The organism is Alcanivorax sp. HI0007, assembly GCF_001635525.1.
In the GTDB taxonomy this organism is placed as follows: domain Bacteria; phylum Pseudomonadota; class Gammaproteobacteria; order Pseudomonadales; family Alcanivoracaceae; genus Alcanivorax.
Genome location: NZ_LWEJ01000274.1, coordinates 1 through 22,517 on the forward strand (window position 1 = coordinate 1; position 22,517 = coordinate 22,517).

Consider the following 22,517-nt stretch of genomic DNA (forward strand, 5'->3'; position numbering starts at 1 on the left):
AGAACGCTCAATGAAACTGCTTGCCGCGCCGTGGCAGCATGCAGCAGCACGCTGGTCATGACCAGCATGCTGACAACAGCAATGCGAATGGCGGCAAGCAGTTTCATTGAGCGTTCTTTACCCGTTGTTTTTATGCCTCAGGGGCTTTTCCAGACCCGGCGCACCGGCCCTGGAAAAGCCCTCCCCCGAAGGGGAGGGCAATGCCTGGGGGAGCGTTAGTTCACTTCGACACAGAACTGGGTACGGGCACTGTCACCCGATACCAGCTGGCCAACTTCCCACTCCACCACCGGCAAGGTGCCAGTGTTGGCCGTGGTCGCACCGTCAGAGGCACGCACCGCATCGTCCGCCAACTGGAAGGTGGTGAACTCGGTGGTCTCATCGGTGATCACCACGTTTTCAGCCGTGGTCGCGCCTTCGTTGGTGGCGGTCAGCTGCCACACCACACACTGGCCGGGCTCGACCTGATTGGACTGCACCGGCTCGAAACCGCCCACGGGCCAGGTACCGCCCGCACAATCACAGGCCGTATCAATGGCCGCCTGCTTGTCCAGACGCACCTGGCCGACCACCACTTCAGTGGTGTCGGTGGCGGAGTCAGACACATTGGCGTTGCTGGCGGTCAGGGTGTAGGTGTCTACCGTGCCGGCAGGCGCATTGGACGGTGCAAACACGGTAACGCGCACATCCAGGCGCTCACCGGGTTGCAGGGTCACCAGCGGGTTGGCTCCGCCATTGTCGATATCCACCAGGATGGTGTTGCCATTGGGGGTACGAACGGCCACATCCGTTGCCGTCGGCAGGTTCGCCAGCTGCACCCAGGAATCCGGGGTACCGTCACTGGTGGTGTCGATGAACAACTGGGTATTGTTGCTCCAGCCATTACCGGCCAGGGAGTTCACTCCGGTGATTTCCACGGCTTCGGTAGTGTTACCACCATTGGCGATCACATGGGTGTAATCCACATTACCACCGGGCTGCACCTGGTTGGCGCCATCCGGGGAAACGGTGACATTGCGGTTGGCGATCACATCCACCGCATCCAGCTTCTGGTCGGTAATAGTGCCATCAGAGGTAGACACCACCGTAAAGCGAATCGGGTAGTCCCCGTCGCTGTCACCGTTGCCGTCCACATCATCCAGACCGGAGCTGGCGACAGTGCCCTCGAAGTTGGACAGGGCCTGAGCCACCTGGCTGGAGACCTGCACCTGAGCTTCGTACTGGTACACCGCACCGGCAGGCAGGCTCGGCGTGGCGGTCACCACGTTGCCCGCATTGCTGGTGTTGTCTGCCGTGCCGTCACCGTTGGTGTCCACACCCACCTCGCGGAAGGTCACCGACCAGCCCGCAGGCAGATCCGCACCCAGGGTAAAGGATTGGGCATTACCGGAATTATTGGCCACGAACAGCGGGAAGGTGGCAACACCACCGACAGCAACTGGCGTGGTCGTGGTCGGCGCCGCCGCATTGAACGCATCCGCGTCGATGCCGGCATCCGTCAGATCGGCAGTAAAGCTGTTAGCCAAATCCACTGCCGGGGCTACGATTTCACTCAGCACTTCCAGCTTGTCATCGCTGACGCTGTTGTCGCCGAAGGAGGTGGCAACCATGGTCGCCACAAAAGGCCCCGTGCCGCTGACACCAGCAGGCAGCTGGGCACGCACGGTGATACGACGATCCGCACCTGCCGCAATGGTGCCGGTATCCGGCACACCATTACCGTTGGTGTCGGTCAGCTGGGTATTGTTGGTCGCGTTCCAGAAGGTGAACAGCGTGCCCGCCGGGAAAGCCTGGGCACCCGCCGGCACCGTGCCTGTACCTGTGTAACCGGTACCCGCATCGTTACCGATGCTCAGATCAAACACGTCACTGCCGTTACCGTTGTTGGCAACGATATTGGCAAACGCCACCACAGCGCCGGAGTTGGCTTCATCCTGCAGCGCAACGTCGTTCAGGGTCGCATCCGCATCGGCCCCATCGCCGGTATCGGTTGCGTCCACGGCATAGATCTGCTGGATGGTGGTGGTGGTGGTGTTGGATGTGGACGGGTCATCCGCATTGCCGTCGCCATCCAGATCCCCTTCTGCCGCAAAGGTGTTGCGGATCTGGGTACCGGAGGCCAGGGTGCCATCGAAGTCGACCTTATAGACCACGGTCACGGTGGTATTAACACCCATGATGGCATCACGGAAGTTGATACCTTTCAGGGTTTCACCGGTGGTACCGTTACCGTCCAGGTCCACACCCGCAGGCTCAGTCACATCGGCCAGATCTGCCACACCGGCATAGGAGTGGGGCAGGGACTGCAACGCACCCGTGTTATCCAGCCACTGGTCACCACTGGAGGCGAGCAGACCGTTCACGGAAACGATTTCCGCGAAGGTGGCATTGGCAGGGATCGGGTCGAAGATGTCCACATCTTCCGCCGCCCGGCCGCCGTTGTTTTTCACTTCCAGGGTGTAGGTGATGGTGTTGTCGGTGAAGTTGGGCACTGCGGTTTTGCTGAGCTGCAGTACCGCGTCGGTGGTTACCGTCACCACATTGTTGTTGGTGTCGTTACCGTCCGGGGTGCTGTCTCCGTCGGCATCGTAAGTGCCGGCATCGCCGTTGGCACCAATATCCTCAACGGTACCTGCACCGCCACCGTTGGACTCCACCAGCAGGGTAGACTCGATCGTGTCGCCGGCACTGGCGCCGGCAGGCACGGGTACCGCAACAATCAGTTCAGCCTGTTGTCCTGCATTCAGGTTGACGCTGGTAACCGCAGACTCACCGGCATCCGGCACACCGTTACCGTTGGCATCCAGATACACCGTGTAGGTCGATGCACCGGTAGCAGCGTCCAGACCCGCCAGGCCGTCAACACTGAAGCTGTCGGCAGCATTACCGGTATTGGTCAGGGTGTGAGTGAAGTAGACAGTCTCACCGGGCGCACCGGATTTGCTGCCATCGTTTTCCAGGGTCGCCGCATACACTTCCGCAACGGTTACCGTGGATTCATTGGACTGGGCCGAATAGCTGTTGCCGTTGGCGTCCTCATAGGTCACCGTCGCCCGGTTGTTAATGTCGGTCCCGGCAGGTGTCAGAGCCAGTGTTTGCCCGGCGGCAAGCACCAACCCCAACCCCATGACCGAGGCGGACACACGCGCAGACAACAGGCCCCTTTGAAAGGCGAGTTTCATGGCTGTTTCCTTTAATTGGAGTTTAAGTTTCGGACTACTTCTGATCTGAAAGCCTTGCCAGAGCGACCCTCCACACGCGGTGTGAGCCACTCCCCCAGTGCGACATACAAGTCGCTCGCACAAGACTTCCCGGGCCCGGGTGGGCCCTGATCATGTTCCTCCGGTTACTGCACCTTTACCCGGTACCGGTATTCCAGTACCTGGCCTGGCTGGATTCCGCTTTGCGGAACCCAGCGCAGCTGGGTGTAGTCACTCGGAGGAACAATGACGTTCTGTGTCTGGCCATCAGGGCCAGTGATTGAGCGCGTAACCGGCTCCGCCTCAAAACTGCTGCCATCATCGATGCTGACAGTAAATACTGCCTCCACATCGGTGTCGGCCGAGTTGGCGAGGTAAGCGGTACTGGCGGGAATCGGCCCGGTGATTTCCAGGCCGGAAAGCGGTTGTTCCGACTGGTTGGTATAGATCAGTCGGTATTCGATCACATCACCGGGAGACGCTTCCTCAGTGACGGTCATTACTTCCTGGCCATCCTTTTCAGCCACCAGGTAGGTTTCCATTTGGCTGGTCAGTGGGCCATCCGCCCACAAGGTGGTTGCCCAGCACAGCAAAGCCCCAAGAATAAAGCGGTTCATCTGGCGATCCCCTATGATCTTGGCAGGCTTTTCTTTTCTGGTCCCAACACCAGTTAACAAGGCATCCTGCCGGATTCGGTACGCGAAAATTGTTTTTCGGCTTGTTTCATCACGTCAAAACTGTGACTCAGGTCGAATTTTGCACGTTTTTTGTGTTGTTTTCATGTGAAGATTGTAAAAAACAAGGTAGGGAATTTACATTTTGAGCACGATTCAGGAAAAAGCTAAGTAAAAACAATGAGATCGCCAGCAATCACAACATCGTAGAGGCCAAAAAAAACCCGCCGAAGCGGGTTTTTTTCAGGCTTTTTAAGTGTTTACTGCCCCTGAGAGCCTTTCAGGTAGCGGAAAAACTCGCCATCCGGCTCCAGGATCAGCACATCTTCCTTGTCCTTGAAGCTCTCCTTGTAGGCCTGGAGGCTGCGGTAGAACCGGAAGAATTCCTTATCCTGATTATAGGCCTTGGCGTAGGTCGCCGCGGCCTTGGCATCCCCCTCACCACGGATGGCCTGGGCTTTGCGGTAGGCCTCGGCCAGAATCTCGCTGCGCTGGCGATCCGCGCCGGCACGGATTTTCTCTGCCTCTTCCCGGCCCTGGGACCGATGCGCCGCCGCATCACGCTGACGCTCTGCGCGCATGCGATCAAACACCCGGCCACGAACCTGGTCCGGCCAGTCCACTTGCTTCACGCGAATATCCACCACTTCGATACCCAGATCTTCCAGGGTGGATTCGTTCACTTTCTCACGAACCTGATCCATCAGGGCTTCACGTTGGTCGTTGGCCATTTTCAGGTTGTCGCCGGCCGGCTTATCGGCACCGCTTTCACCTTCCGCCTCACGAATGATGGACTCATCCAGCTGGTCGCGGGGTACCTCGGTCATTTCACCGGTCACTGGATCCCGCAGCACCGCCTTATCGCCTTCAAGCTTTTCCACATTGCTTTCACCGGCAACCACCTGGAATACCGTCCGCGAGGCAAACTCGTTCCGCAGGGCCTCATTCACACGCGGGTCCAGGAGCTGGCGGGCACGCCCTTCCATGACCTGGGCATTGGAAGAACCGCCCCCCACACTGACGATATAGCGTTGCACGTTGTTGACCCGCCATACCACGAAGGCATCCACGTTGAGCAGCTTTTTCTCGGCGGTCAGGAAAGACTGGGTGGGCACGTCATACACCAGGGCACGACCATCTACCCGGACCACTTCTTCCACCAACGGCCATTTGAAGTAAATGCCCGGCTCCACATCAGCCTTGTCGATCCGACTGAACTGTTTGAGCACCGCTTTTTCGGCCTGGTTCACAATAAAGAAGGAATCCAGCGCCAGCAGGGCCAGAACCCCGAAAGCCAGCAGCGCCAACCATCCACGATTATTCATTAGCGCAACTCCCGATTTGGTGTGCTGTAGAGGCTGCGAGAAGCCTCGCGACCACTGCCGCCATCATCCGCGCCTGCGGATGAGCCAGTGCTCTGGCTGGCGCCGCTCTGCTCCAGCACCTGGGTCTTGGCATTGCGGCCCTTGACCAGCTGCTCCAGTGGCAGGTAGATCAGGCTGTTGCCTTTCTCCACATCCACCAGCACCTTGCTGGTGGCACTGTAAACACCGGTCATGGTTTCCAGATAGAGACGCTCGCGGGTCACATCCGGAGCCTTGCGGTATTCCGTCAACAGGTCGGTAAATCGCTCCGCATCACCCTCGGCGCTGTCGATAAGACGGTTCCGGTAAGCTTCCGCTTCCTCCTCCAGGCGCTTGGCTTCACCCCGAGCCTGGGGGATCACCGCGTTACGGTAGGCTTCAGCTTCTTTCTTGAAACGGTCTTCGTCTTCCTTGGCCCGGGACACATCATCAAAGGCATCACGCACCTCATCCGGTGCCTGGGTGCGATCCAGCACCACCTGTTTAAGTACCAGGCCCGTGTCATAACGGTTCAGGTATTCATCCAGACGCTCGCGGACCCGTACCCGGATCGCCTCCCTGTTATCCTTGAGCACATCATCCATGGTGGAAGAGCCCACCACATGACGCAGGGCGGAACTGGTCGCGTGTTCCAGGATGGTTTCCGGTCGGGCGACTTTCAGCAGGAACGGGATCGGATCCAGCACCTGGTACTGCACCTGCAGGGTCACGCTGACGATGTTGGTATCACGGGTCAGCATGGCTTCGGTAATTTCGAAGCGGCGGTTCTGCTCCACGTCCACTTTCTGGTACTGCTCGATGATCGGAGCGCGCCAGCGCAGACCCGGATCCACGGTGCGATTGTATTCACCGAAACGCAGCACCACGGCCCGCTCCCGTTGATCCACCTGGAAAAAGCCGACCAGGCCATACACTACGGCAGCGATCACGGCAGCGATAATCAGCATCGGCCAGGGAGACCCACCGCCACTGCCGGCGCCACCACCGGGCTTGCCGCCCTTGCCACCGAATACACTGTTGATCTTGTCTTTCAGGTTTTTCAGGGCTTCATCCAGATCCGGCGGTCCCTGGTCACCGCCTCCACCCCAAGGGTCCTTCGGCTTGTTGCCGCCGGGTTCATTCCACGCCATGTAGGTCTCCAATCGGTCCGGGCCCTGGGCCCACCGGATTATTGATGGCTCGCATCGTGCGAGCGTTGTGAATTGTAGGAAGGGGCATCCTCCCCTGCAACCGCAGGGGCCGGCACCACCAGCTCATCTTCTGTTAGTCCCTGCTCACGCAACAGACGTTCAAAATGCACCCGGTTCACATTGATGCGCAGCAGCATGCTGCCATCCAGGGCCGCCTGCTCCTCCAGCACTTCGCCGGCTTCATGCAGGCGGGCGCGCAAACGCCCTGCGGTTGCCGGGAGACGCACCCAACAGTCCACCCAGCCTGCGGCCAATCGCTCTGCAATGGCCTGGAACAGCAGATCAAAGCCGTCGCCAGTCTGGGCGGAAATCCATACACGCCAGGGGAGCCCATGCTCATCCCGGTCGATCTTCGGCGGATGCCCCAGGTTATCCACCTTGTTGTAGACATGCAGCACGGGCAGTTTATCGCCGCCGATTTCTTCCAATACCTCATTCACCGCCGCCACGTTGCTGTCGCGCTCCTCGGCACTGCAATCTGTCACATGCAACAGCAAGGTGGCGTTAACGGTTTCTTCCAGCGTGGCGCGAAACGCCTGCACCAAACGGTGGGGCAAGTGACGGATAAAGCCCACCGTGTCCGCCAGAATGGCGGGACCCACACCCGGCACCTTCACCTTGCGCAAGGTCGGATCCAGAGTGGCGAACAGTTGGTCGGCCACATAGACATCACCGGTGGTGATGGCATTGAAGAGGGTCGATTTACCGGCGTTCGTGTAGCCCACCAGGGAAATCAGTGGCGTCTCGGAGCGCTGCCGGGCCCGCCGTCCCTGGGCCCGCTGTTTACGGACCTTCTCCAGGCGCGATTCAATGGCACGGATACGATCGCGCAGCAGCCGTCGGTCGGTTTCCAGCTGGGTTTCCCCGGGGCCGCGCAGACCAATGCCCCCCTTCTGCCGCTCCAGGTGAGTCCAGCCTCTCACCAGCCGGGACGACAAGTGGCGTAACTGGGCGAGCTCTACCTGCAGCCGGCCTTCATGGGTACGAGCGCGCTGGGCAAAGATATCCAGGATCAGGCCGGTGCGATCCAGCACCCGGCATTTGACTACCCGTTCCAGGTTGCGCTCCTGGGCAGGACTCAAGGCATGATTGAACAGCACCACATCCGCTTTGATCTCGCTGACCAATGCGGCCAGCTCGTCGCTCTTGCCGGTGCCGATGAACAGGGCCGGATCGGGTCGATCGCGCTTGCCGGTGAGCTCCGCCGCCGGCTCCACGCCGCTGGAGGTAACCAGATGGTAGAACTCATCCAGGTCTTCGCGCCCCATGGCGTCAGGAAGGTCCAAATGCACCAGAACGGCACGTTCACCGGCGCCGGTTCGGGTTTGCTCTGTGCGATCAAATAGGTCCATAAAGAACTGACATGGGGGATGAGACCGCCAGTTTAAACCAGTCAGAGCAAGAAGACAGGGAAACCGGCGGGAAAAGTATCGATCAGGCACCGATAGAGGCCTGAACGCAAAGAGCCACCCGAAGGTGGCTCTTTACTGGGCCTGCGGCAACGATTACTGGTTGCCGAAACCCTCATCGGCAACAGGCGCGCCCGGGGCACCGGCACCGGTGGAGGTCATCGCCGGGTTGCCGCCACCGCGAGGGTTGCGAGCAGGCACGACGGTGGAAATCGCATGTTTGTATACCATCTGGCTGACTGCATTTTTCAGCAGCACGACATATTGGTCAAAAGACTCAATCTGCCCCTGCAGCTTTATTCCATTCACCAGAAAGATAGAAACCGGAATACGCTCTTTACGAAGCGCGTTGAGAAAAGGGTCTTGTAGCGAGTGCCCCTTTGACATGGCAAGTCTCCTTGAAATAACAGTAAAAAGTAGTGCCCAACACTTCGGGCAATCAGCGCTGTAACACAGTGAAACCGTCCCATGCGGTCACTGCCTTCACCCGATGCGCTATCGGGCAAATTTTTGTCAACAACCCAGCAAATTGGTTCCAGGTCCCGACCCAACACATTCTGCGCCGTGTGTCTCAAATCACCGCAAAATGGCCTAAAATCCGTGTCCGGGACATTATAAACCAAAAAGTCCAGAAACAGGGCTAACTAAACACAGATTTACAGATCTTCGCAAGCCGCTCAATTAGCCGCTGTCGTTGTGACGGATCGTTACTGTCCACGCTGTCCAGATAGGGCCATTTTCGCAGCCAGGTGAACTGTCGCTTGGCCAGTTGCCGGGTGGCCACAATCCCCTTCTCTACCATAGTGTCGTAATCATGCTGGCCATCCAGGTAGTCCCACACCTGCCGGTAGCCCACCGCTTTCATGGCTGGCAGATCCCGGTGCACTCCGGGCCGCTGACGCAGGGCCTGCACTTCCTCCACCAGACCCTGTTCCAGCATCTGCAGGAAACGCTGCGCGATCATGTCATGCAGCCAGGCACGGTCCGGGGGTAACAGGGCCGCACTGTACACCGGCCAGGGCAAGGCGCTGAACTCACTCAAACCATCCCGGTTCTGTGTGACAGTTGTATGATGCTCTTCGTGGAAGGCAGAGAGGGGCCGACCGGTGACCCGATACACTTCCAGGGCCCGCTGCAAACGCTGACGGTCCGTGGGCTTGAGCCGCTCGGCACTGACCGGGTCCACTTGCGCCAAGGCCCCGTGCACTGCCGCCCAGCCTTGCGCCTCGGCCAGGTCAGCAATCTCGGCGCGCACCGCCGGATCCGCCTCGGGCAGGGGCGCCAGCCCCTCCACCAGTGCCTTGAAATACAGAATGGTGCCGCCCACCAACAGGGGCAGTCTGCCCCTGGCATGAATCGCTTCGATTTCCCGCAGGGCATCGGCGCGGAAATCCGCCGCCGAGTAAGGCGCATCCAGCTCTCGGAACCCCAGCAGCCGGTGCGGCGCCGCCGCCAGCTCCTCGTCGCTGGGCCGGGCCGCTCCGATGTCCAGGCCCCGATAGACCAGCGCGGAATCCACATTGATGATTTCGATGGGCAGGCTTTGTGCCGCCTCAATGGCCAACGCGGTCTTGCCGGAACAGGTGGGCCCCATCAGCAGCAGCACCGGCAGCCTCTGATCGGTCTGGCTCTCAGCGGACGATACCGGGCTTTCAGACGCCATTTACTGTCCCCGCATGAACAAGCGGTCCAGATCCTTCAGGCTCATCTGGGTCCAGGTGGGACGGCCATGGTTACACTGGCCGGAGCGCTCGGTGGCTTCCATGTCCCGCAGCAGGGCGTTCATTTCCGGAAGGGTCAGGCGACGATTGGCGCGCACACTGCCGTGGCAGGCCATGGTGGAGAGCAACTCATCCAGCTTTTGTTCGATCCGCTCACTGCTGCCCTGGGCCAGCAGGTCGGAAAGCACATCCCGGACCATCGCCTCGCTGTCACTGTCTCGCAGCATGGCAGGCACTTCACGCACCACCAGGGTCTCCGGCCCGGCACGATCCACCATAAACCCCAGCCGGGAAAACACCTCCGGCTGCTGCTCGGCAAAATCCGCCTCCCGGGAAGACACCGCCAGCGACACCGGCACCAGCAGCGGCTGGCTGCGTACCTTGTCCTCGGACCAGCTCTGTTTCAGCCGTTCGTAGGTAATGCGCTCGTGGGCGGCATGCATATCCACCACCACCAGCCCCTGCTGGTTCTCGGCGAGAATGAAGATGCCATGCAACTGCGCCACCGCATACCCCAGTGGTGGCACGGTTTCCTGGTCGGATGCCGGCGGTATCACCGGATTTTCCGCCACCTGGGGCCGCACCAGGGCGCCGTAGGCATCCGCCTGCCGCAGGCCCTGACCGTAGCTGAAACCCTTTCCCGTCGGTGGTGAATAGGAGGGACGCCCCGCCGGGGCCGACAGGGACATGCTGGCCTGGCTGGGCTCCATGGCCGGCATCACCGCCTCCCCCTCGTCCACCATCGTGGCCGCTGGCGACTGCCCCGGGCGCACCTCCGCAATGGCACGATGCAAAGAGCTGTAAAGGAAGCCGTGAACCATGCGCTGCTCACGGAAGCGCACTTCGTGTTTGGTGGGATGCACGTTCACATCCACCTGGGCCGGATCCAGTTCCAGAAACAACACATAGGCGGGGTGACGCCCATGATAGAGCACATCCGCATAGGCCTGACGGACCGCATGGCTGACCACCTTGTCGCGAATCACCCGGCCATTCACGTAGAAATACTGCAGGTCTGCCTGGGAACGGGAGAACGTGGGCAGCCCCATCCAGCCGTGCAGGCGGATGCCGTCGCGCTCCACATCCACCGGTATGGCCTGCTCCATGAACCCCTTGCCGCACAGCTTCGCCACCCGCGCGGCGCGCAGGGTGTCATCCAGACCCGCGGGTAACTGATGAATCACCTTCTGATTGTGGGTAAGGCGGAAGGCGGTATTGAACTCGCTCAGGGCGATACGGCGGAACACCTCTTCCAGGTGATTGAACTCTGTCTTTTCGGTGCGCAGAAACCGCCGTCGAGCCGGGGTATTGAAGAACAGATCTCGCATGGTCACGGTGGTACCACGGGGGTGCCCGGCGGGCGTCACGGTCGGCGCCATATCGCGCCCTTCCACCTGCACCTGCCAGCCTTCCGCTTCACCTTCCACATTGCTGGCCAGGGTCAGCCGGGATACCGAACTGATCGCAGCCAGCGCCTCACCACGAAACCCCAGGGTGCCGATGGCTTCCAGATCATCCAGCCCGCGAATCTTGCTGGTGGCATGGCGTGACAGGGCCAAAGGCAGATCATCACGATCAATACCGCTGCCATTATCGCGCACCCGCACCAGCTTTACGCCGCCCTGTTCCACATCCACGCTGATGGATTCCGACCCGGCATCCAGGGCATTTTCCAGCAACTCTTTCAATACCGAGGCCGGGCGTTCCACCACCTCACCGGCGGCGATCTGGTTGGCAAGGCGGGAATCAAGCAGTTGAATCTTTGTCACGGGCGTCTCTGTTGATGGGGTTCAGGTAACGATACGGGTTATGCAGAAGCGATCTGACAGGCCAGTGGCGAGAAACGAGTTACGAGTAGCGAAAGTCAAAACCGGTTTTGCTTTTCGCAACGCGTTACTCGCATCCTGTGTCCAATATTGCCCCCACACAACGCTGCACTTCTGGCCATTCACGAACCGGGAATTTTCAGCACCTGCCCGACCACAATGCGATCGCCACTCAAGGCATTGGCATTGCGGATCGCCTGTTCGGACACACTGTACTGACGGGCAATTTCCGACAGTGTATCACCGGGCTGAATGCGGTATTGCTCACCATGTTCACGCCGCTGGGCCGCATACCAGCTATGCGGTGCGGGATGGTTACGGAAATAGGCATCTACCCCGTTAACGATGGAGCGGGCCAGTTTATCCTGGTGAGCGGAAGAGCGCAGATTTCGCTCTTCTGTCGGATTGGAAATGAAACCGGTCTCCACCAGGATCGATACCATCTCCGGCTCCTTGAGCACCGCAAACCCGGCCTGCTCTACCCGGTCACGGTTGCCATGCAACTTGGTCACCTTGCCCATTTCCAAAAGCACTTGCCGCCCCAGATAAAGGCTGCCCGCCATGGAGCCGTTCATGCGCAGATCCGCCAATACGCTGAGCAAGGAACTGTCGTCTTTCTCTTCCTCGTAGACCCCGGCCACCCGGTCGGATTCGTTGGCGATCTTGGCAAGATAGCGAGCCCGGGCACTGGTGGCGCCGCTGCTGGAAAGAGCGAACACGGAAGCACCGTTGGCGCGGGCATCCGTAAAGGCATCCGCGTGGATGGAAATAAACACATCCGCACCATGATCCTCCCGGGCGATGCGGCGACGCTCGGCGAGGGGCACATAGTAATCACCGTCACGCACCATCACCGCCCGCATGCCAGCCTGATCATTGACCCGCTTCTCCACCTTCCTGGCAATCTGCAGCACCAGGGTTTTCTCATAAACGCCGCTGGGACCACGGGCTCCGGGATCTTCGCCACCATGGCCGGCATCAATAGCCACCACCATCAAACGGGGCTCGCTGGGTGCCTCCTTTTTCTTTTCCGGTTCCGGGCTGGTCTTGGCAGGGCTCTGCAGTTCGCTGTCAAACAGGTCCACCACCAGACGCCAGCCATGGGGCTCAATGGGTTTGAGCAGGTTGGTGCGGGTACGCACACCGTCTTTCATGTCAAAGACCACACGGGTCTTGTCACTGTGCTTGCCCACACGAATGTTGGCGATGGGGCTGCTGGCGTAGTCCAGGGTGTTGACGTCGAACCCCAGGCTGGCATCCAGCAGATCCAGCACGATGCGATCCGGGTTAGCCAGCTTGTCGAGTTTGTGATCCACCGGCGCGGGCAGATCGAAAACGATACGGGTGTGATCCGGCGCCCGGTGCAGACGCACGGAATCAATGCTGGTTTCGGCAAATGCCAGGCTCATCCAGAAGCCACTGACCAGAAGGACGAACAGTGCCGTCAGTTTGTTGTTATTGTCACGATGCGTCATAGGCCCAATCCAGGGTCGCCTTTCTTCCATGGCCGTTAACGGCCAGTGTAATGGTCAAATCCGGCGAAGGCACCACCCCGGCGCCCCGCTCCGGCCACTCCAGCAAGCACAGGCTGTCGGGGGAGAAATAATCACGCACACCGATCATTTCCAGCTCTTCCGGATCAGCCAGACGATACAGGTCGAAGTGATAGATATTGACGCCGCCAAGCTCGTAGGGTTCCACAATCGTATAAGTGGGGCTTTTTACTGCACCCTCATGCCCCAGGCCACGCAGCATTCCCCGCACCAGGGTCGTCTTGCCGGCACCCAGGTCCCCCTGCAGATAGACGCAGCCACCTGCAGCAAGACGCTGTGCCAGACTGGCACCCAGTGCCAGAGTGGCCGCTTCATCGGGCAGGTCCACATGCTCAACAGTCATCGACGCTCTCGTCATTCAGCCAGACAGGTTTCATTCAACTCGGTTCGCAAATACGGCAACAGGTCCGTCGCCAGCATCCCTCTGGGGCCTCGCCGGGCAGCACAGGCATCGGCAGCGCGGGCGTGAATCATGGCTCCCAGCCGCGCCGCATCATAGCTTGTCAGACCCTGACCACGTAAGGCGGCGATCACGCCGGTGAGCACATCGCCCATGCCTCCGGAGGCCATTCCCGGATTGCCCTCACGAATCAGGGCGCGCCCCTGCTGGCCCAGGTGGTCCTCTCCCTGAATGACAGTGCCCAGGCCTTTCAGTAATACCGTGCCGCCATAGCGGGCCGCCAGACTCTCCAGGGCGGCAAAGCGATCCCGTTGAATCTCCGCTGCGGACACCCCAAGCAGGCGACCGGCTTCTCCCGGGTGGGGCGTCAGCACCCAATCTCCGTGGCCGATACGATCATCGGCGGCCATCAGGGACAGGGCATCCGCATCCACCACCAGCGGTTTACCACTTTCCAGGGCCAGAGCGAGTAGCGCCTGCCCCCAGTCACTGCGGCCCAGGCCCGGCCCAATGGCAATCACCGTGGCCGCTTCCAGCAGGGGCTGCGCCTCGCGGGCGTTTTCTATGCCGCGAACCATGATCTCCGGTTGCCGTATCAGCGCCACTGCCACATGCTCCGGGCGGGTAATCAGGCTCACCTTGCCGGCCCCGCAGCGGGCAGCAGCCTGGGCACTCATTACCGGGGCGCCGGCAAAGCCATGGTCGCCGCCGATAACCAGCACATGGCCATAATGACCCTTGTGACCATCGGCCCGTCTCGGCGGCAGCAACGCAGCCAGGTCCGCGGGCTCCGGCACCCGGCAATTCGCAGGCACCCGGGAATACACCTCCCGATCAACCTGCAGATCAAAAAAGTACAATTCACCGCTGTACACCGGACCCTCACCGGTGAGCAGGCCGCGCTTGAGGCCGATAAAGGTACAGGTCAGATCCGCCGCCAGCACCGCCCCCAGTGGCACGCCGGTGTCGGCCCCCAGGCCAGAGGGAATATCCAGCGCCATTCGCGGTACCGGCAAGGCATTCAGTGCGGTCAGCAAGGCCGCCATTTCATCGCGCAGCGCACCGCTAAGCCCGGTGCCCAACAACCCGTCCACCAGGACATCCGCTCCCTCCGGCAGGCTGTCCAGAGTCAGCGGGGTCATGGGAATGCCGGCATCCCGGCAACGGTCGGCCATGGTCAGGGCATCCCCCTTGAGCGTGTCCGGCGGCGTGGTGAAATGTATCTGTGGCGCCAACCCGGCGGCGTGGGCCAGCCGCGCCACCACATAACCGTCACCCCCGTTATTGCCACCGCCACACAGCACCGCGATACGCCGGGCTTCCGGCCAACGCTCACACAACGTATCGAAAGCCGCCTGCCCGGCCCGGGCCATCAGTTCAGCCCCCGGGGTACCGGCAGCAATCGCCAGCCGGTCCAGTTCGCGGGTCTGGGCTGCGGTATAGAGAGCCTTCGGCAGTGTCGTCATGTTACGCTTTGCTCCTCATTTCCCGGCATTATATCCCTTCAAACCATGGACCTGCAGGCACTGAAAGAAAAGATCCAGCTCTGGGGCCGGGAGCTCGGCTTCCAGCAAATCGGCATTGCCGACACGGATCTGCATGCTGCGGAAAGCGACCTGAAAGCCTGGCTGGAAAAAGGCTACCAGGGCCAGATGAACTGGATGGCCGCCCACGGCAACAAACGTTACCGGCCGGAGGCACTGGAGCCCGGCACACTGCGGGTGATTTCCGCACGGATGGATTATCTGCCGCCGGATACCCAACCGGTAAAAATCCTGCAGCAAAAAGACAAGGCCTACGTATCCCGCTACGCCCTGGGCCGCGACTATCACAAGCTGATTCGCAAGCGCCTGGCCACCCTGGCCGCCCGAATTCGCCAGGAGGTGGCCGACAGCCAGCTGGCCCGCGCCTTTGTGGACAGCGCTCCGGTGATGGAGAAACCCCTGGCCGCCAAGGCGGGGCTGGGCTGGCAGGGCAAGCACACTCTGGTGCTGAATCGCGAGGCGGGAAGCTGGTTCTTTCTTGGCGAAATCTATACGGATATTCCACTGCCGGTGGACCTGCCCGGCGAAGACCATTGTGGCAAGTGCCGGGCCTGCATCACCGTCTGCCCCACCGACGCTATTGTCGCCCCCTATGAACTGGATGCCCGGCGCTGTATTTCCTACCTGACCATCGAGCATGAAGGCAGCATCCCCGAAGACCTGCGCGAAGGCATCGGCAACCGCATTTTTGGTTGCGACGACTGCCAGCTCATGTGCCCGTGGAACCGCTTCGCCCAGCATACCGGGGAAGGGGATTTTCAACCCCGTCACGGGCTGGACGACAGCGATCTGGTGACCCTGTTTTCCTGGAGCGAGGAAGAGTTTCTGGAACGCACCGCCGGCAGCGCCATTCGCCGGGCCGGATATGCCAAATGGCTGCGGAATATCGCCGTGGCGCTGGGCAATGCACCGGGATCAGATGACGTCATCAACGCCCTCAAGGATCGGCAGGATTACCCGGATGAGACGGTGCAGGAGCATGTGCAGTGGGCGCTGGAACAACACATCCCACCCCAACCGTAGGAGCGTCGCTCGCGGCGCGATCACCCAACCCCGGAAAAGCAGATTTACCCAGAAGTCAAAGACCTCACCGAGGAAAAGACAGGATTTTCTCTGTGCCTCTGTGTGCTCTGTGGTGAAAGGACTTTTGATCCTGGTGTTTTATCGCGCCGCCAGCGACGCTCCTACGGCGAAGATTTTGCATGCCGCGTGTTGCGTATCGCGTGCAACCATCAGCAATCAATAAAATGCTCACGGTAGTACTGCAGCTCGGCAATGGATTCGCGGATGTCGTCCAGCGCCAGATGCTTATTTTCCTTTTTAAAGCCGTCCAGAATTTCCGGTTTCCAGCGTCGCGCCAGTTCTTTCAGGGTCGACACATCCAGATTGCGATAGTGAAAGAAGGCTTCCAGCTCCGGCATGTAGTTGGCCAGAAAACGCCGGTCCTGGCAGATACTGTTACCGCACATGGGTGACATCCCGGCTTCCACGTACTCTTTGAGGAAATCCAGGGTCTGGGCCTGTGCCTGCATCTCGCTGATGCGGCTTTCCTTTACCCGCGCCACCAGCCCGGAGTTGTTGTGGTGTTCGGTATTCCACTCATCCATTCCGTCCAGCAGGTCGTCGCTCTGATGCACCGCCAGCACCGGCCCTTCCGCCAGCGGGTTCAGCTGGGCATCGGTGACAATGGTGGCAATTTCGATGATGCGGTCTTGCTCCGGGCTCAGGCCGGTCATTTCCAGATCAATCCAGATCAGATTGTTGCGCTTGTCAGTCATGGGGATTCCGTATCATGGCTTTGTACCGGCATGGTAGCATGCAGCCACCAATCAACCGGAATACCTCGTGGCCAAACGCAAGCTCAACCGCCGCCAACGCTGGCGCATTGAAAAAATCCAGGCAGAGAAACGCCAGCGGGCCCAGCGCCGTAACGCGGAGCTGGAGACCCTGGTGGCGGACGACCTGGGCGACGAGCAGATCGGCACCATCACCGCCCATTTCGGCCAGCAGGTGGGCGTGGAAAGCGCCGACGGGGATGCCATGCGCTGCCATTTCCGCGCCACCCTGGAGCAACTGGTGGTGGGCGACCGGGTCATCTGGCAACCGCCGAAAAGCGAAGGCCTGGGCGTGGTGGTGGCCATCGAGCCACGGCAAACGGTACTGAAACGGCCGGACATGTACGGCAACCTGAAACCCGTGGCCGCCAATGTGGAGCAGATGCTGGTGGTATTCGCCCCTTTGCCGACACCCTCCAGTGCCCTGCTGGACCGCTACCTGGTGGCCGCAGAACTCTCTGACATTCCTGCCACCCTGGTGCTCAACAAGGCGGATCTGATCGATGAGGAGGTGCGGCCCTTTATCGACGAATTGAAAGCCCTGTACCAGCGCCTGGGCTATCCCGTGCTGGAAGTGAGCGCCCATGACAGCCGCGGACTGGCCCCGCTACAGGACGCCCTGGTGGGCAAGACCAGTGTATTCGTGGGGCAATCCGGTGTCGGCAAGTCCTCCCTGGTCAATGCGGTGTTGCCGGAAGCCGACCTGCAGGTGGGCGACCTGTCCGCCAGTTCCGGCCTGGGCCAGCACACCACGGTCACCGCCCGGCTCTTCCACCTGCCCACCGGTGGCGAGCTGATCGACTCCCCCGGCATCCGCGAATTCGGTCTCTGGCATATCAGCGAGGACGAGCTGCTACACGGCTACCGGGAGCTGTCCGACCTGGCCGGCCACTGCAAATTCCGCAACTGCTCCCACCGCAACGAGCCCGGCTGCGCCCTGATCATGGCGGCAGAAAGCGGCGACATCAGCGAGGAACGGCTGGCCAATTTTTACCAGATCGCCGATACGCTGGATGAAGACGGCCGGGAGAGATACCAGTGAACAGTTAACAGTGAACAGTTAATAAGGGACAATGCCCCAACGCTGACAGCGATATGTCTGTTTTCGCTGTTCACTATTCACTATTAACTGTTCACTGATCCCATGCTTCCTTTGCTGCTCGAACCCGCCGACCTCGCCACACATCTGGGCGATGACAAGCTGCTCATTATTGACCTGAGCAAGCCCACCATCTATGTCCAGGCCCATGTGCCCGGGGCCATTCACCTGGATTTCAAGCGGTTGCAGACCGGCGCCCAGCCGGCGCCGGGCATGTTGCCCGATGACGATACCCTCAGTGACCTGTTTTCCCAGCTGGGGCTGACGCCGGATACCCATGTGGTCGCCTACGATGACGAGGGCGGCGGCTGGGCCGGCCGGCTGCTGTGGACACTGGATGCCATTGGCCACAAGCATTACAGCTACCTCAACGGCGGCATCCATGCCTGGCTGGCGGAGGGACACCCCACCAGCAGCGAATCCACCGAACCCACTGCCAGCGACTATGAGGTGGGTGAACATGATCCGCTGACCGAGGTGAACCTGGCGTACCTGCTGGACCATTATCAGGACCCGGCGGTGGCGATCTGGGATTCGCGTTCGGAAGAGGAGTTCTCCGGGGTACGCGCCTTTGCCCAGAAGGCCGGCCATATTCCCGGCGCGATCCACTATGAGTGGACCGATCCCATGGACAAGCAGAACAACCTGCGCCTGCGCCCGCTGGATGAGATCCGCGCCGAACTGGAAGCCCGCGGCATCACCCCCGACAAGGAAGTGATCTGCCATTGCCAGACCCACCATCGCTCCAGCTTTTCCTGGCTGGTGGGCAAGATCCTCGGCTACCCCACCCTGCGCGGCTATGCCGGGTCCTGGGCAGAATGGGGCAACCACCCCGATACCCCGGCGGAAAAATCCGAATAACCCACGTTAAGGACATCTCTTGAACAACTGGCGCGACAAGCTCTTCGTTACTCTGCAATACCTGATTCCCCAGCATGGTTTGTCCCGACTGGTGGGCATGCTGGCGCGTAGCGAAGTACCGTGGATCAAGACCACCTTCATCAGCCTCTTTATGAAACGCTTCGGCATTGACCTGTCCGAAGCCCAGATCGAAGACCCGGACCGGTTCGAAACCTTCAACGCCTTCTTCACCCGGGCGCTGAAGCCGGACGCCCGGCCGCTGGAAGCGTCTGACGCCGCCGACATCGCCTGCCCGGCGGACGGGGCGGTAAGCCAGCTTGGTGCCATTCGTGCCAATCAGGTGTTCCAGGCCAAGGGGCACGACTATTCCCTGTACGACCTGCTCGGCGGCGACAGCGCCCTGGCCAGCGAATTCACCAATGGCCAGTTCGCCACCATCTATCTGTCTCCCCGGGACTATCACCGCGTGCACATGCCGGTGACCGGCACCCTGCGCGAAACCCGCTATGTGCCCGGCGACCTGTTTTCGGTGAACGAAGCCACCGCCAATGGCGTGCCCAATCTGTTCGCCCGCAACGAGCGACTGGTGTGCATTTTTGACACCGAGCACGGCCCGGCGGCGGTGATTCTGGTGGGAGCCATGATTGTGGCCGGCATCGAAACCGTATTCAGCGGTCAGGTCACGCCCCTGCCCAAACAGGTGGTGACTACTGACTACCAGCGCACCGCCCCCATTACCCTGGAAAAAGGCGACGAACTGGGCCGCTTCCTGCTCGGTTCCACCGTGGTATTGCTGTTCCCTGAAGGCAAGGCCCGCTTCGAGCCGGACCTGAAAGCCGGCAGTCTGGTCAGGGTGAAAGGCAAGCTGGGACAATACAACCAAGACAACCCGGCCTGATTGGGCGCGGCGGGCCGATACCACCGGCCCGTTTCTGCCCTCGGGCAGGAACATTTCCCTCCCTGTCGTCTACCTCATCTCGCCCGATCATTCAATGACCCGGATTGACCGGGTGTCCCGCCTGACATCAGGCCCGGTCCGCAAAGCAACTGCAGCCTGACGCATCTTCCCTACAATAGCCGCCCAATGAATTCATCGCCGGTGGAACCATGATCACTGACACCCTGCAACAGGCTCTCCACAACACCACCCGCCCCTGGCGGCAACGCCTGGATAACGGCCGCGCCCGTCTGTTCCAGGCCGACGCCCTGAGCCAGGCGGAACAAACGCCCTACGAGACCCTGTTCGACGACGGTCTTGTGAAACTGCGCTACTACCCACCGCTGCAGGAAAACGCCATCCCTCTCACCGATGGCACCGTCATGTCCGTGAGCCGGGACACACCGCGGACTCCGCTGGTGCTGGTGGCACCGCTGGCGGTGAACATGCTGATCTACGATCTGTTCCCGCAACGTAGCCTGGTGCGCTACCTGCGTGCCCGCGGCTTCGAGCTCTACATGGTGGACTGGGGCCGGCCCGGCAAATACCACAACCACCTGAGCCTGAGCAGTTATTTTGCCGACTACCTGCCCAAACTGCTGGTGCAGGTCCGCCAGCATAGTGGCAAGCAGCAACTCAGCCTGCATGGCTGGAGTTTCGGCGGTCTGTTCAGCCTCTGCTACACCGCGCTGGGGCGGGATCCGGATATCAAGAATCTGGTACTGGTGGGCGCGCCCACGGATTACCATCGCAACGGCGCCCTGGGTGCCCAGTACCGTCGCTTCAGTCGTCGCGCCAAATGGATACGCCGCAGCACCGGGCTGCGCATTCATGACGTACCGGCAGGGCTGTTGCGCTCTCCTGGCTGGGTGAACAGCCTGGCCTTCAAACTGACCAATCCGGTGGGCAGCCTGCAGGGCTACTGGAATCTGGTGAAGAACCTGCACGACCGGGATTTCGTCTCCGCCCATGCCACCAACGGCGCCTTTCTGGATGACATGGTGGCCTACCCCGGCGGCGTGATTCAGGACATCATCCGTTACCTGTGGACCGATAATGTGGTGGCCCATGGCCAGCTTCCCATGGAAGGCACCGACGGCCACCTGAACCGGGTGACTGCCAACGTGCTCAACGTTACCGGCGCCAGCGATCCCATCGTCACACCGGAATGCAGCCAGGCCATGGAGCCTCTGATCCGCAGCAAGGACAAGACCTTCATTACCATCGAAGGGGGCCACATGGGCATCCTGGGCAGCGCCGCAGCCCAGAAGCAAAGCTGGGGCCGCATTGCTGACTGGTTGATTGAGCGGGATTGAAAGCAGCGGCGAGCGGCTAGCTACGAGCTCCTAGGCGGGCGTGGTCGTGCAACCGAATTGTGCCGTGTCCCCATTTTTTGTAGGAGCTATGCTTGCATGGCGAACCGCGCTTGCGCGGAAATCGACCGGAGGGCGATCAGGAATCTCGGAGCTCGACAGGTTTCAGAAAAGAATGGCGGCTAGATTGAACTCTGCCGCCTCGCTACGCTCGGTTCGCCATGCAAGCATAGCTCCTACAGCGGCTTCGTAGAAATGAAGAGACACCGGGAACTTTCCAACCTTTCCCTATCCAATCGAGCGTAGCTCATAGCTGCCTGTTGTCATGTAACCGACACGCAATCCCCCTAGGCTGTTATGCCATGTTATGGATAACCGTCTGCCTGTCATGTCCCGCCTGTTGATTCTTTTTCCCTGCAGCCACATGGGCAATCTGCTGATAGCCCTGCCGCACCTGCGTGCCATGCTGGCGGCACATCCCGAATCACTGCTTATGGTGAATCAGCGCTATCAGACGCTGGTGGAGCAGAGCCTGCCCGGTGAGTCGCGATTGCTGTATTACCCGGAACAGTCCCTGTCACGACAGGTGCCGTTGTTTCAGCGCGCCCACAGTTTCCTGAAACTGGTCATGGCCATGCGTCGCTTCCATTCCAAGGTGGTCGTGGATATCGAGGGGGAACAAAAGTCTGCCACCCTGGCGCGACTCAGTGGCGCCGCAGAGCGCATCGGCCCGCATCGCCGCCATGGCCAGTGGTTCTATACACAGCAGCCACCGGTAGACTGGTCCGGCCATCGCTGGCAAGCCTACGCCAGCCTGAGCCGGCCGGCGGCAAACTCACCGGCACACTATCTACCACTGAATGACAGCCCGGCGGGCCAGGCTGAACTGGATAGCATCCTCAGCGACGGACCGGCAAACGACAATTTGGTGGCCATTCATGCCGGCGCCACCAAGACCTACAAGATCTGGCATGCGGAGCAATTTGCTGCCCTGTGCCAACAGTTGCGACGAGCCGGTCTCACTCCGCTGCTGATTGGCGCTGGCCAGAAAGACCGGCAACAAATTGCCCGCATCCAGAGCTTTCTCAGTGACCCGGTGATGGATTTGTGCGACCAACTGAGTCTGGCCGGTCTGGTGGCCTTGCTGAAACGCAGCCGGGGGTTTATCGGTAACGACAGCGGCCCCATGCATCTGGCCGCCGCCTGCGGGGTTGCCACCGTGGCCCTGTTTGGCCCCACCGATGACACCCTCTGGCAACCCCTGTCTCCCCATGCACGGGTACTGCGGTGGCAGCATTGTCTGCGCAATTGCGAACGCAGCAGCTGCGCCCTGGACAGTTACCCCTGCCTGCAACGGATCACCGTGGACCGGGTAATCCGTACCCTGGACGAACTGGGCGTGATGCCAGACGCCCACCTGGGCGCGCTGAAGACGTTGCGTATTTCCTGACGCGACACGCCTCCCGGTTGGAGCCTTGCTTGCAAGGGGAAGGGTCAAAATCACCCCGGAGCCTGCTGATACCATCGCTTTGCAAGCAAAGCGCCAAAGAGCGCTTTCCCCTGTCAAAAAAAACCGCGAGGCGTTTCCACC

General features: G+C 60.6%; 18 protein-coding genes. 6 read left to right on the forward strand and 12 right to left on the reverse strand.

The features are described 5' to 3' along the window. Positions 1-215: 215 nt before the first annotated feature. The 11 genes from A3714_RS16590 to A3714_RS16640 form a co-directional block, all read right to left on the reverse strand. The gene (locus A3714_RS16590) at positions 216-3,182 is read right to left on the reverse strand and encodes a DUF11 domain-containing protein (RefSeq protein ID WP_063509958.1); all 2,967 of its coding nucleotides are present in this window, start codon (positions 3,180-3,182) and stop codon (positions 216-218) included. A 164-nt stretch (positions 3,183-3,346) separates the two neighbouring features. Further along, complete coding sequence (locus A3714_RS16595; protein WP_063509957.1) at positions 3,347-3,817, reverse strand: DUF11 domain-containing protein; 471 nt, start codon at positions 3,815-3,817, stop codon at positions 3,347-3,349. A 317-nt stretch (positions 3,818-4,134) separates the two neighbouring features. Continuing rightward, entirely contained in the window at positions 4,135-5,199 is a 1,065-nt protein-coding gene (hflC, locus tag A3714_RS16600) for a protease modulator HflC (protein WP_062815743.1), read from the reverse strand. After that, positions 5,199-6,368, reverse strand: coding sequence for an FtsH protease activity modulator HflK (gene hflK, locus A3714_RS16605; RefSeq protein WP_062815742.1), 1,170 nt, complete (start codon positions 6,366-6,368; stop codon positions 5,199-5,201). Before hflK ends, hflC begins: the two co-directional genes overlap by 1 nt. A 38-nt stretch (positions 6,369-6,406) precedes the next feature. Then, on the reverse strand, positions 6,407-7,780 hold the full coding sequence (gene hflX, locus A3714_RS16610; RefSeq protein WP_062815741.1) for a ribosome rescue GTPase HflX: 1,374 nt from the start codon (positions 7,778-7,780) through the stop codon (positions 6,407-6,409). A 153-nt stretch (positions 7,781-7,933) separates the two neighbouring features. Beyond that, on the reverse strand, positions 7,934-8,224 hold the full coding sequence (gene hfq / locus A3714_RS16615; protein ID WP_062815740.1) for an RNA chaperone Hfq: 291 nt from the start codon (positions 8,222-8,224) through the stop codon (positions 7,934-7,936). A gap of 253 nt (positions 8,225-8,477) precedes the next feature. After that, positions 8,478-9,500, reverse strand: coding sequence for a tRNA (adenosine(37)-N6)-dimethylallyltransferase MiaA (gene miaA, locus A3714_RS16620; RefSeq protein WP_063509956.1), 1,023 nt, complete (start codon positions 9,498-9,500; stop codon positions 8,478-8,480). Further along, on the reverse strand, positions 9,501-11,327 hold the full coding sequence (mutL, locus tag A3714_RS16625; protein WP_063509955.1) for a DNA mismatch repair endonuclease MutL: 1,827 nt from the start codon (positions 11,325-11,327) through the stop codon (positions 9,501-9,503). A gap of 179 nt (positions 11,328-11,506) precedes the next feature. After that, complete coding sequence (locus A3714_RS16630) at positions 11,507-12,859, reverse strand: N-acetylmuramoyl-L-alanine amidase (protein ID WP_063509954.1); 1,353 nt, start codon at positions 12,857-12,859, stop codon at positions 11,507-11,509. Continuing rightward, on the reverse strand, positions 12,846-13,280 hold the full coding sequence (gene tsaE / locus A3714_RS16635; RefSeq protein WP_063509953.1) for a tRNA (adenosine(37)-N6)-threonylcarbamoyltransferase complex ATPase subunit type 1 TsaE: 435 nt from the start codon (positions 13,278-13,280) through the stop codon (positions 12,846-12,848). The genes A3714_RS16630 and tsaE overlap by 14 nt, the downstream gene beginning before the upstream one ends. A gap of 11 nt (positions 13,281-13,291) precedes the next feature. Continuing rightward, positions 13,292-14,803, reverse strand: coding sequence for a bifunctional ADP-dependent NAD(P)H-hydrate dehydratase/NAD(P)H-hydrate epimerase (locus A3714_RS16640; RefSeq protein WP_063509952.1), 1,512 nt, complete (start codon positions 14,801-14,803; stop codon positions 13,292-13,294). 45 nt (positions 14,804-14,848) lie between these two features. Here A3714_RS16640 and queG point away from each other — a divergent pair, with 45 nt between their 5' ends. Next, positions 14,849-15,904 (forward strand): tRNA epoxyqueuosine(34) reductase QueG, encoded by a 1,056-nt coding sequence (gene queG / locus A3714_RS16645; protein WP_063509951.1) that lies wholly within the window; start codon positions 14,849-14,851, stop codon positions 15,902-15,904. 209 nt (positions 15,905-16,113) lie between these two features. Here queG and orn read toward each other — a convergent pair whose 3' ends face one another. Continuing rightward, positions 16,114-16,659 carry an oligoribonuclease gene (gene orn / locus A3714_RS16650; RefSeq protein WP_063509950.1) on the reverse strand — a complete coding sequence of 182 codons (546 nt, stop codon included), beginning with the start codon at positions 16,657-16,659 and terminating at the stop codon, positions 16,114-16,116. Positions 16,660-16,726: 67 nt separating this feature from the next. On the opposite strand from orn, the gene rsgA reads away from it, so the two are divergent. The 5 genes from rsgA to A3714_RS16675 all read left to right on the forward strand — a co-directional run bounded on the left by rsgA (position 16,727) and on the right by A3714_RS16675 (position 22,376). After that, entirely contained in the window at positions 16,727-17,758 is a 1,032-nt protein-coding gene (rsgA, locus tag A3714_RS16655; RefSeq protein ID WP_063509949.1) for a small ribosomal subunit biogenesis GTPase RsgA, read from the forward strand. A gap of 102 nt (positions 17,759-17,860) precedes the next feature. Further along, positions 17,861-18,676 (forward strand): sulfurtransferase, encoded by an 816-nt coding sequence (locus tag A3714_RS16660; RefSeq protein WP_063509948.1) that lies wholly within the window; start codon positions 17,861-17,863, stop codon positions 18,674-18,676. Between the two features lie 19 nt (positions 18,677-18,695). Then, the gene (gene asd / locus A3714_RS16665) at positions 18,696-19,574 is read left to right on the forward strand and encodes an archaetidylserine decarboxylase (protein ID WP_063509947.1); all 879 of its coding nucleotides are present in this window, start codon (positions 18,696-18,698) and stop codon (positions 19,572-19,574) included. Positions 19,575-19,783: 209 nt separating this feature from the next. Continuing rightward, positions 19,784-20,929: an alpha/beta fold hydrolase gene (locus A3714_RS16670; RefSeq protein WP_062815730.1), complete on the forward strand. Its 1,146-nt coding sequence runs from the start codon at positions 19,784-19,786 to the stop codon at positions 20,927-20,929. A gap of 364 nt (positions 20,930-21,293) precedes the next feature. Next, positions 21,294-22,376 carry a glycosyltransferase family 9 protein gene (locus A3714_RS16675; RefSeq protein ID WP_231867866.1) on the forward strand — a complete coding sequence of 361 codons (1,083 nt, stop codon included), beginning with the start codon at positions 21,294-21,296 and terminating at the stop codon, positions 22,374-22,376. Positions 22,377-22,517 lie beyond the last annotated feature (141 nt).

Coding starts and splice junctions, on each gene's coding strand:
- A3714_RS16590 (WP_063509958.1), bottom strand. CDS start 3,182: ATGAAACTCGCCTTTCAAAGGGGCCTGTTGTCTGCGCGTGTGTCCGCC.
- A3714_RS16595 (WP_063509957.1), bottom strand. CDS start 3,817: ATGAACCGCTTTATTCTTGGGGCTTTGCTGTGCTGGGCAACCACCTTG.
- hflC (WP_062815743.1), bottom strand. CDS start 5,199: ATGAATAATCGTGGATGGTTGGCGCTGCTGGCTTTCGGGGTTCTGGCC.
- hflK (WP_062815742.1), bottom strand. CDS start 6,368: ATGGCGTGGAATGAACCCGGCGGCAACAAGCCGAAGGACCCTTGGGGT.
- hflX (WP_062815741.1), bottom strand. CDS start 7,780: ATGGACCTATTTGATCGCACAGAGCAAACCCGAACCGGCGCCGGTGAA.
- hfq (WP_062815740.1), bottom strand. CDS start 8,224: ATGTCAAAGGGGCACTCGCTACAAGACCCTTTTCTCAACGCGCTTCGT.
- miaA (WP_063509956.1), bottom strand. CDS start 9,500: ATGGCGTCTGAAAGCCCGGTATCGTCCGCTGAGAGCCAGACCGATCAG.
- A3714_RS16630 (WP_063509954.1), bottom strand. CDS start 12,859: ATGACGCATCGTGACAATAACAACAAACTGACGGCACTGTTCGTCCTT.
- tsaE (WP_063509953.1), bottom strand. CDS start 13,280: ATGACTGTTGAGCATGTGGACCTGCCCGATGAAGCGGCCACTCTGGCA.
- A3714_RS16640 (WP_063509952.1), bottom strand. CDS start 14,803: ATGACGACACTGCCGAAGGCTCTCTATACCGCAGCCCAGACCCGCGAA.
- queG (WP_063509951.1), top strand. CDS start 14,849: ATGGACCTGCAGGCACTGAAAGAAAAGATCCAGCTCTGGGGCCGGGAG.
- orn (WP_063509950.1), bottom strand. CDS start 16,659: ATGACTGACAAGCGCAACAATCTGATCTGGATTGATCTGGAAATGACC.
- A3714_RS16660 (WP_063509948.1), top strand. CDS start 17,861: ATGCTTCCTTTGCTGCTCGAACCCGCCGACCTCGCCACACATCTGGGC.
- A3714_RS16670 (WP_062815730.1), top strand. CDS start 19,784: ATGATCACTGACACCCTGCAACAGGCTCTCCACAACACCACCCGCCCC.
- A3714_RS16675 (WP_231867866.1), top strand. CDS start 21,294: ATGGATAACCGTCTGCCTGTCATGTCCCGCCTGTTGATTCTTTTTCCC.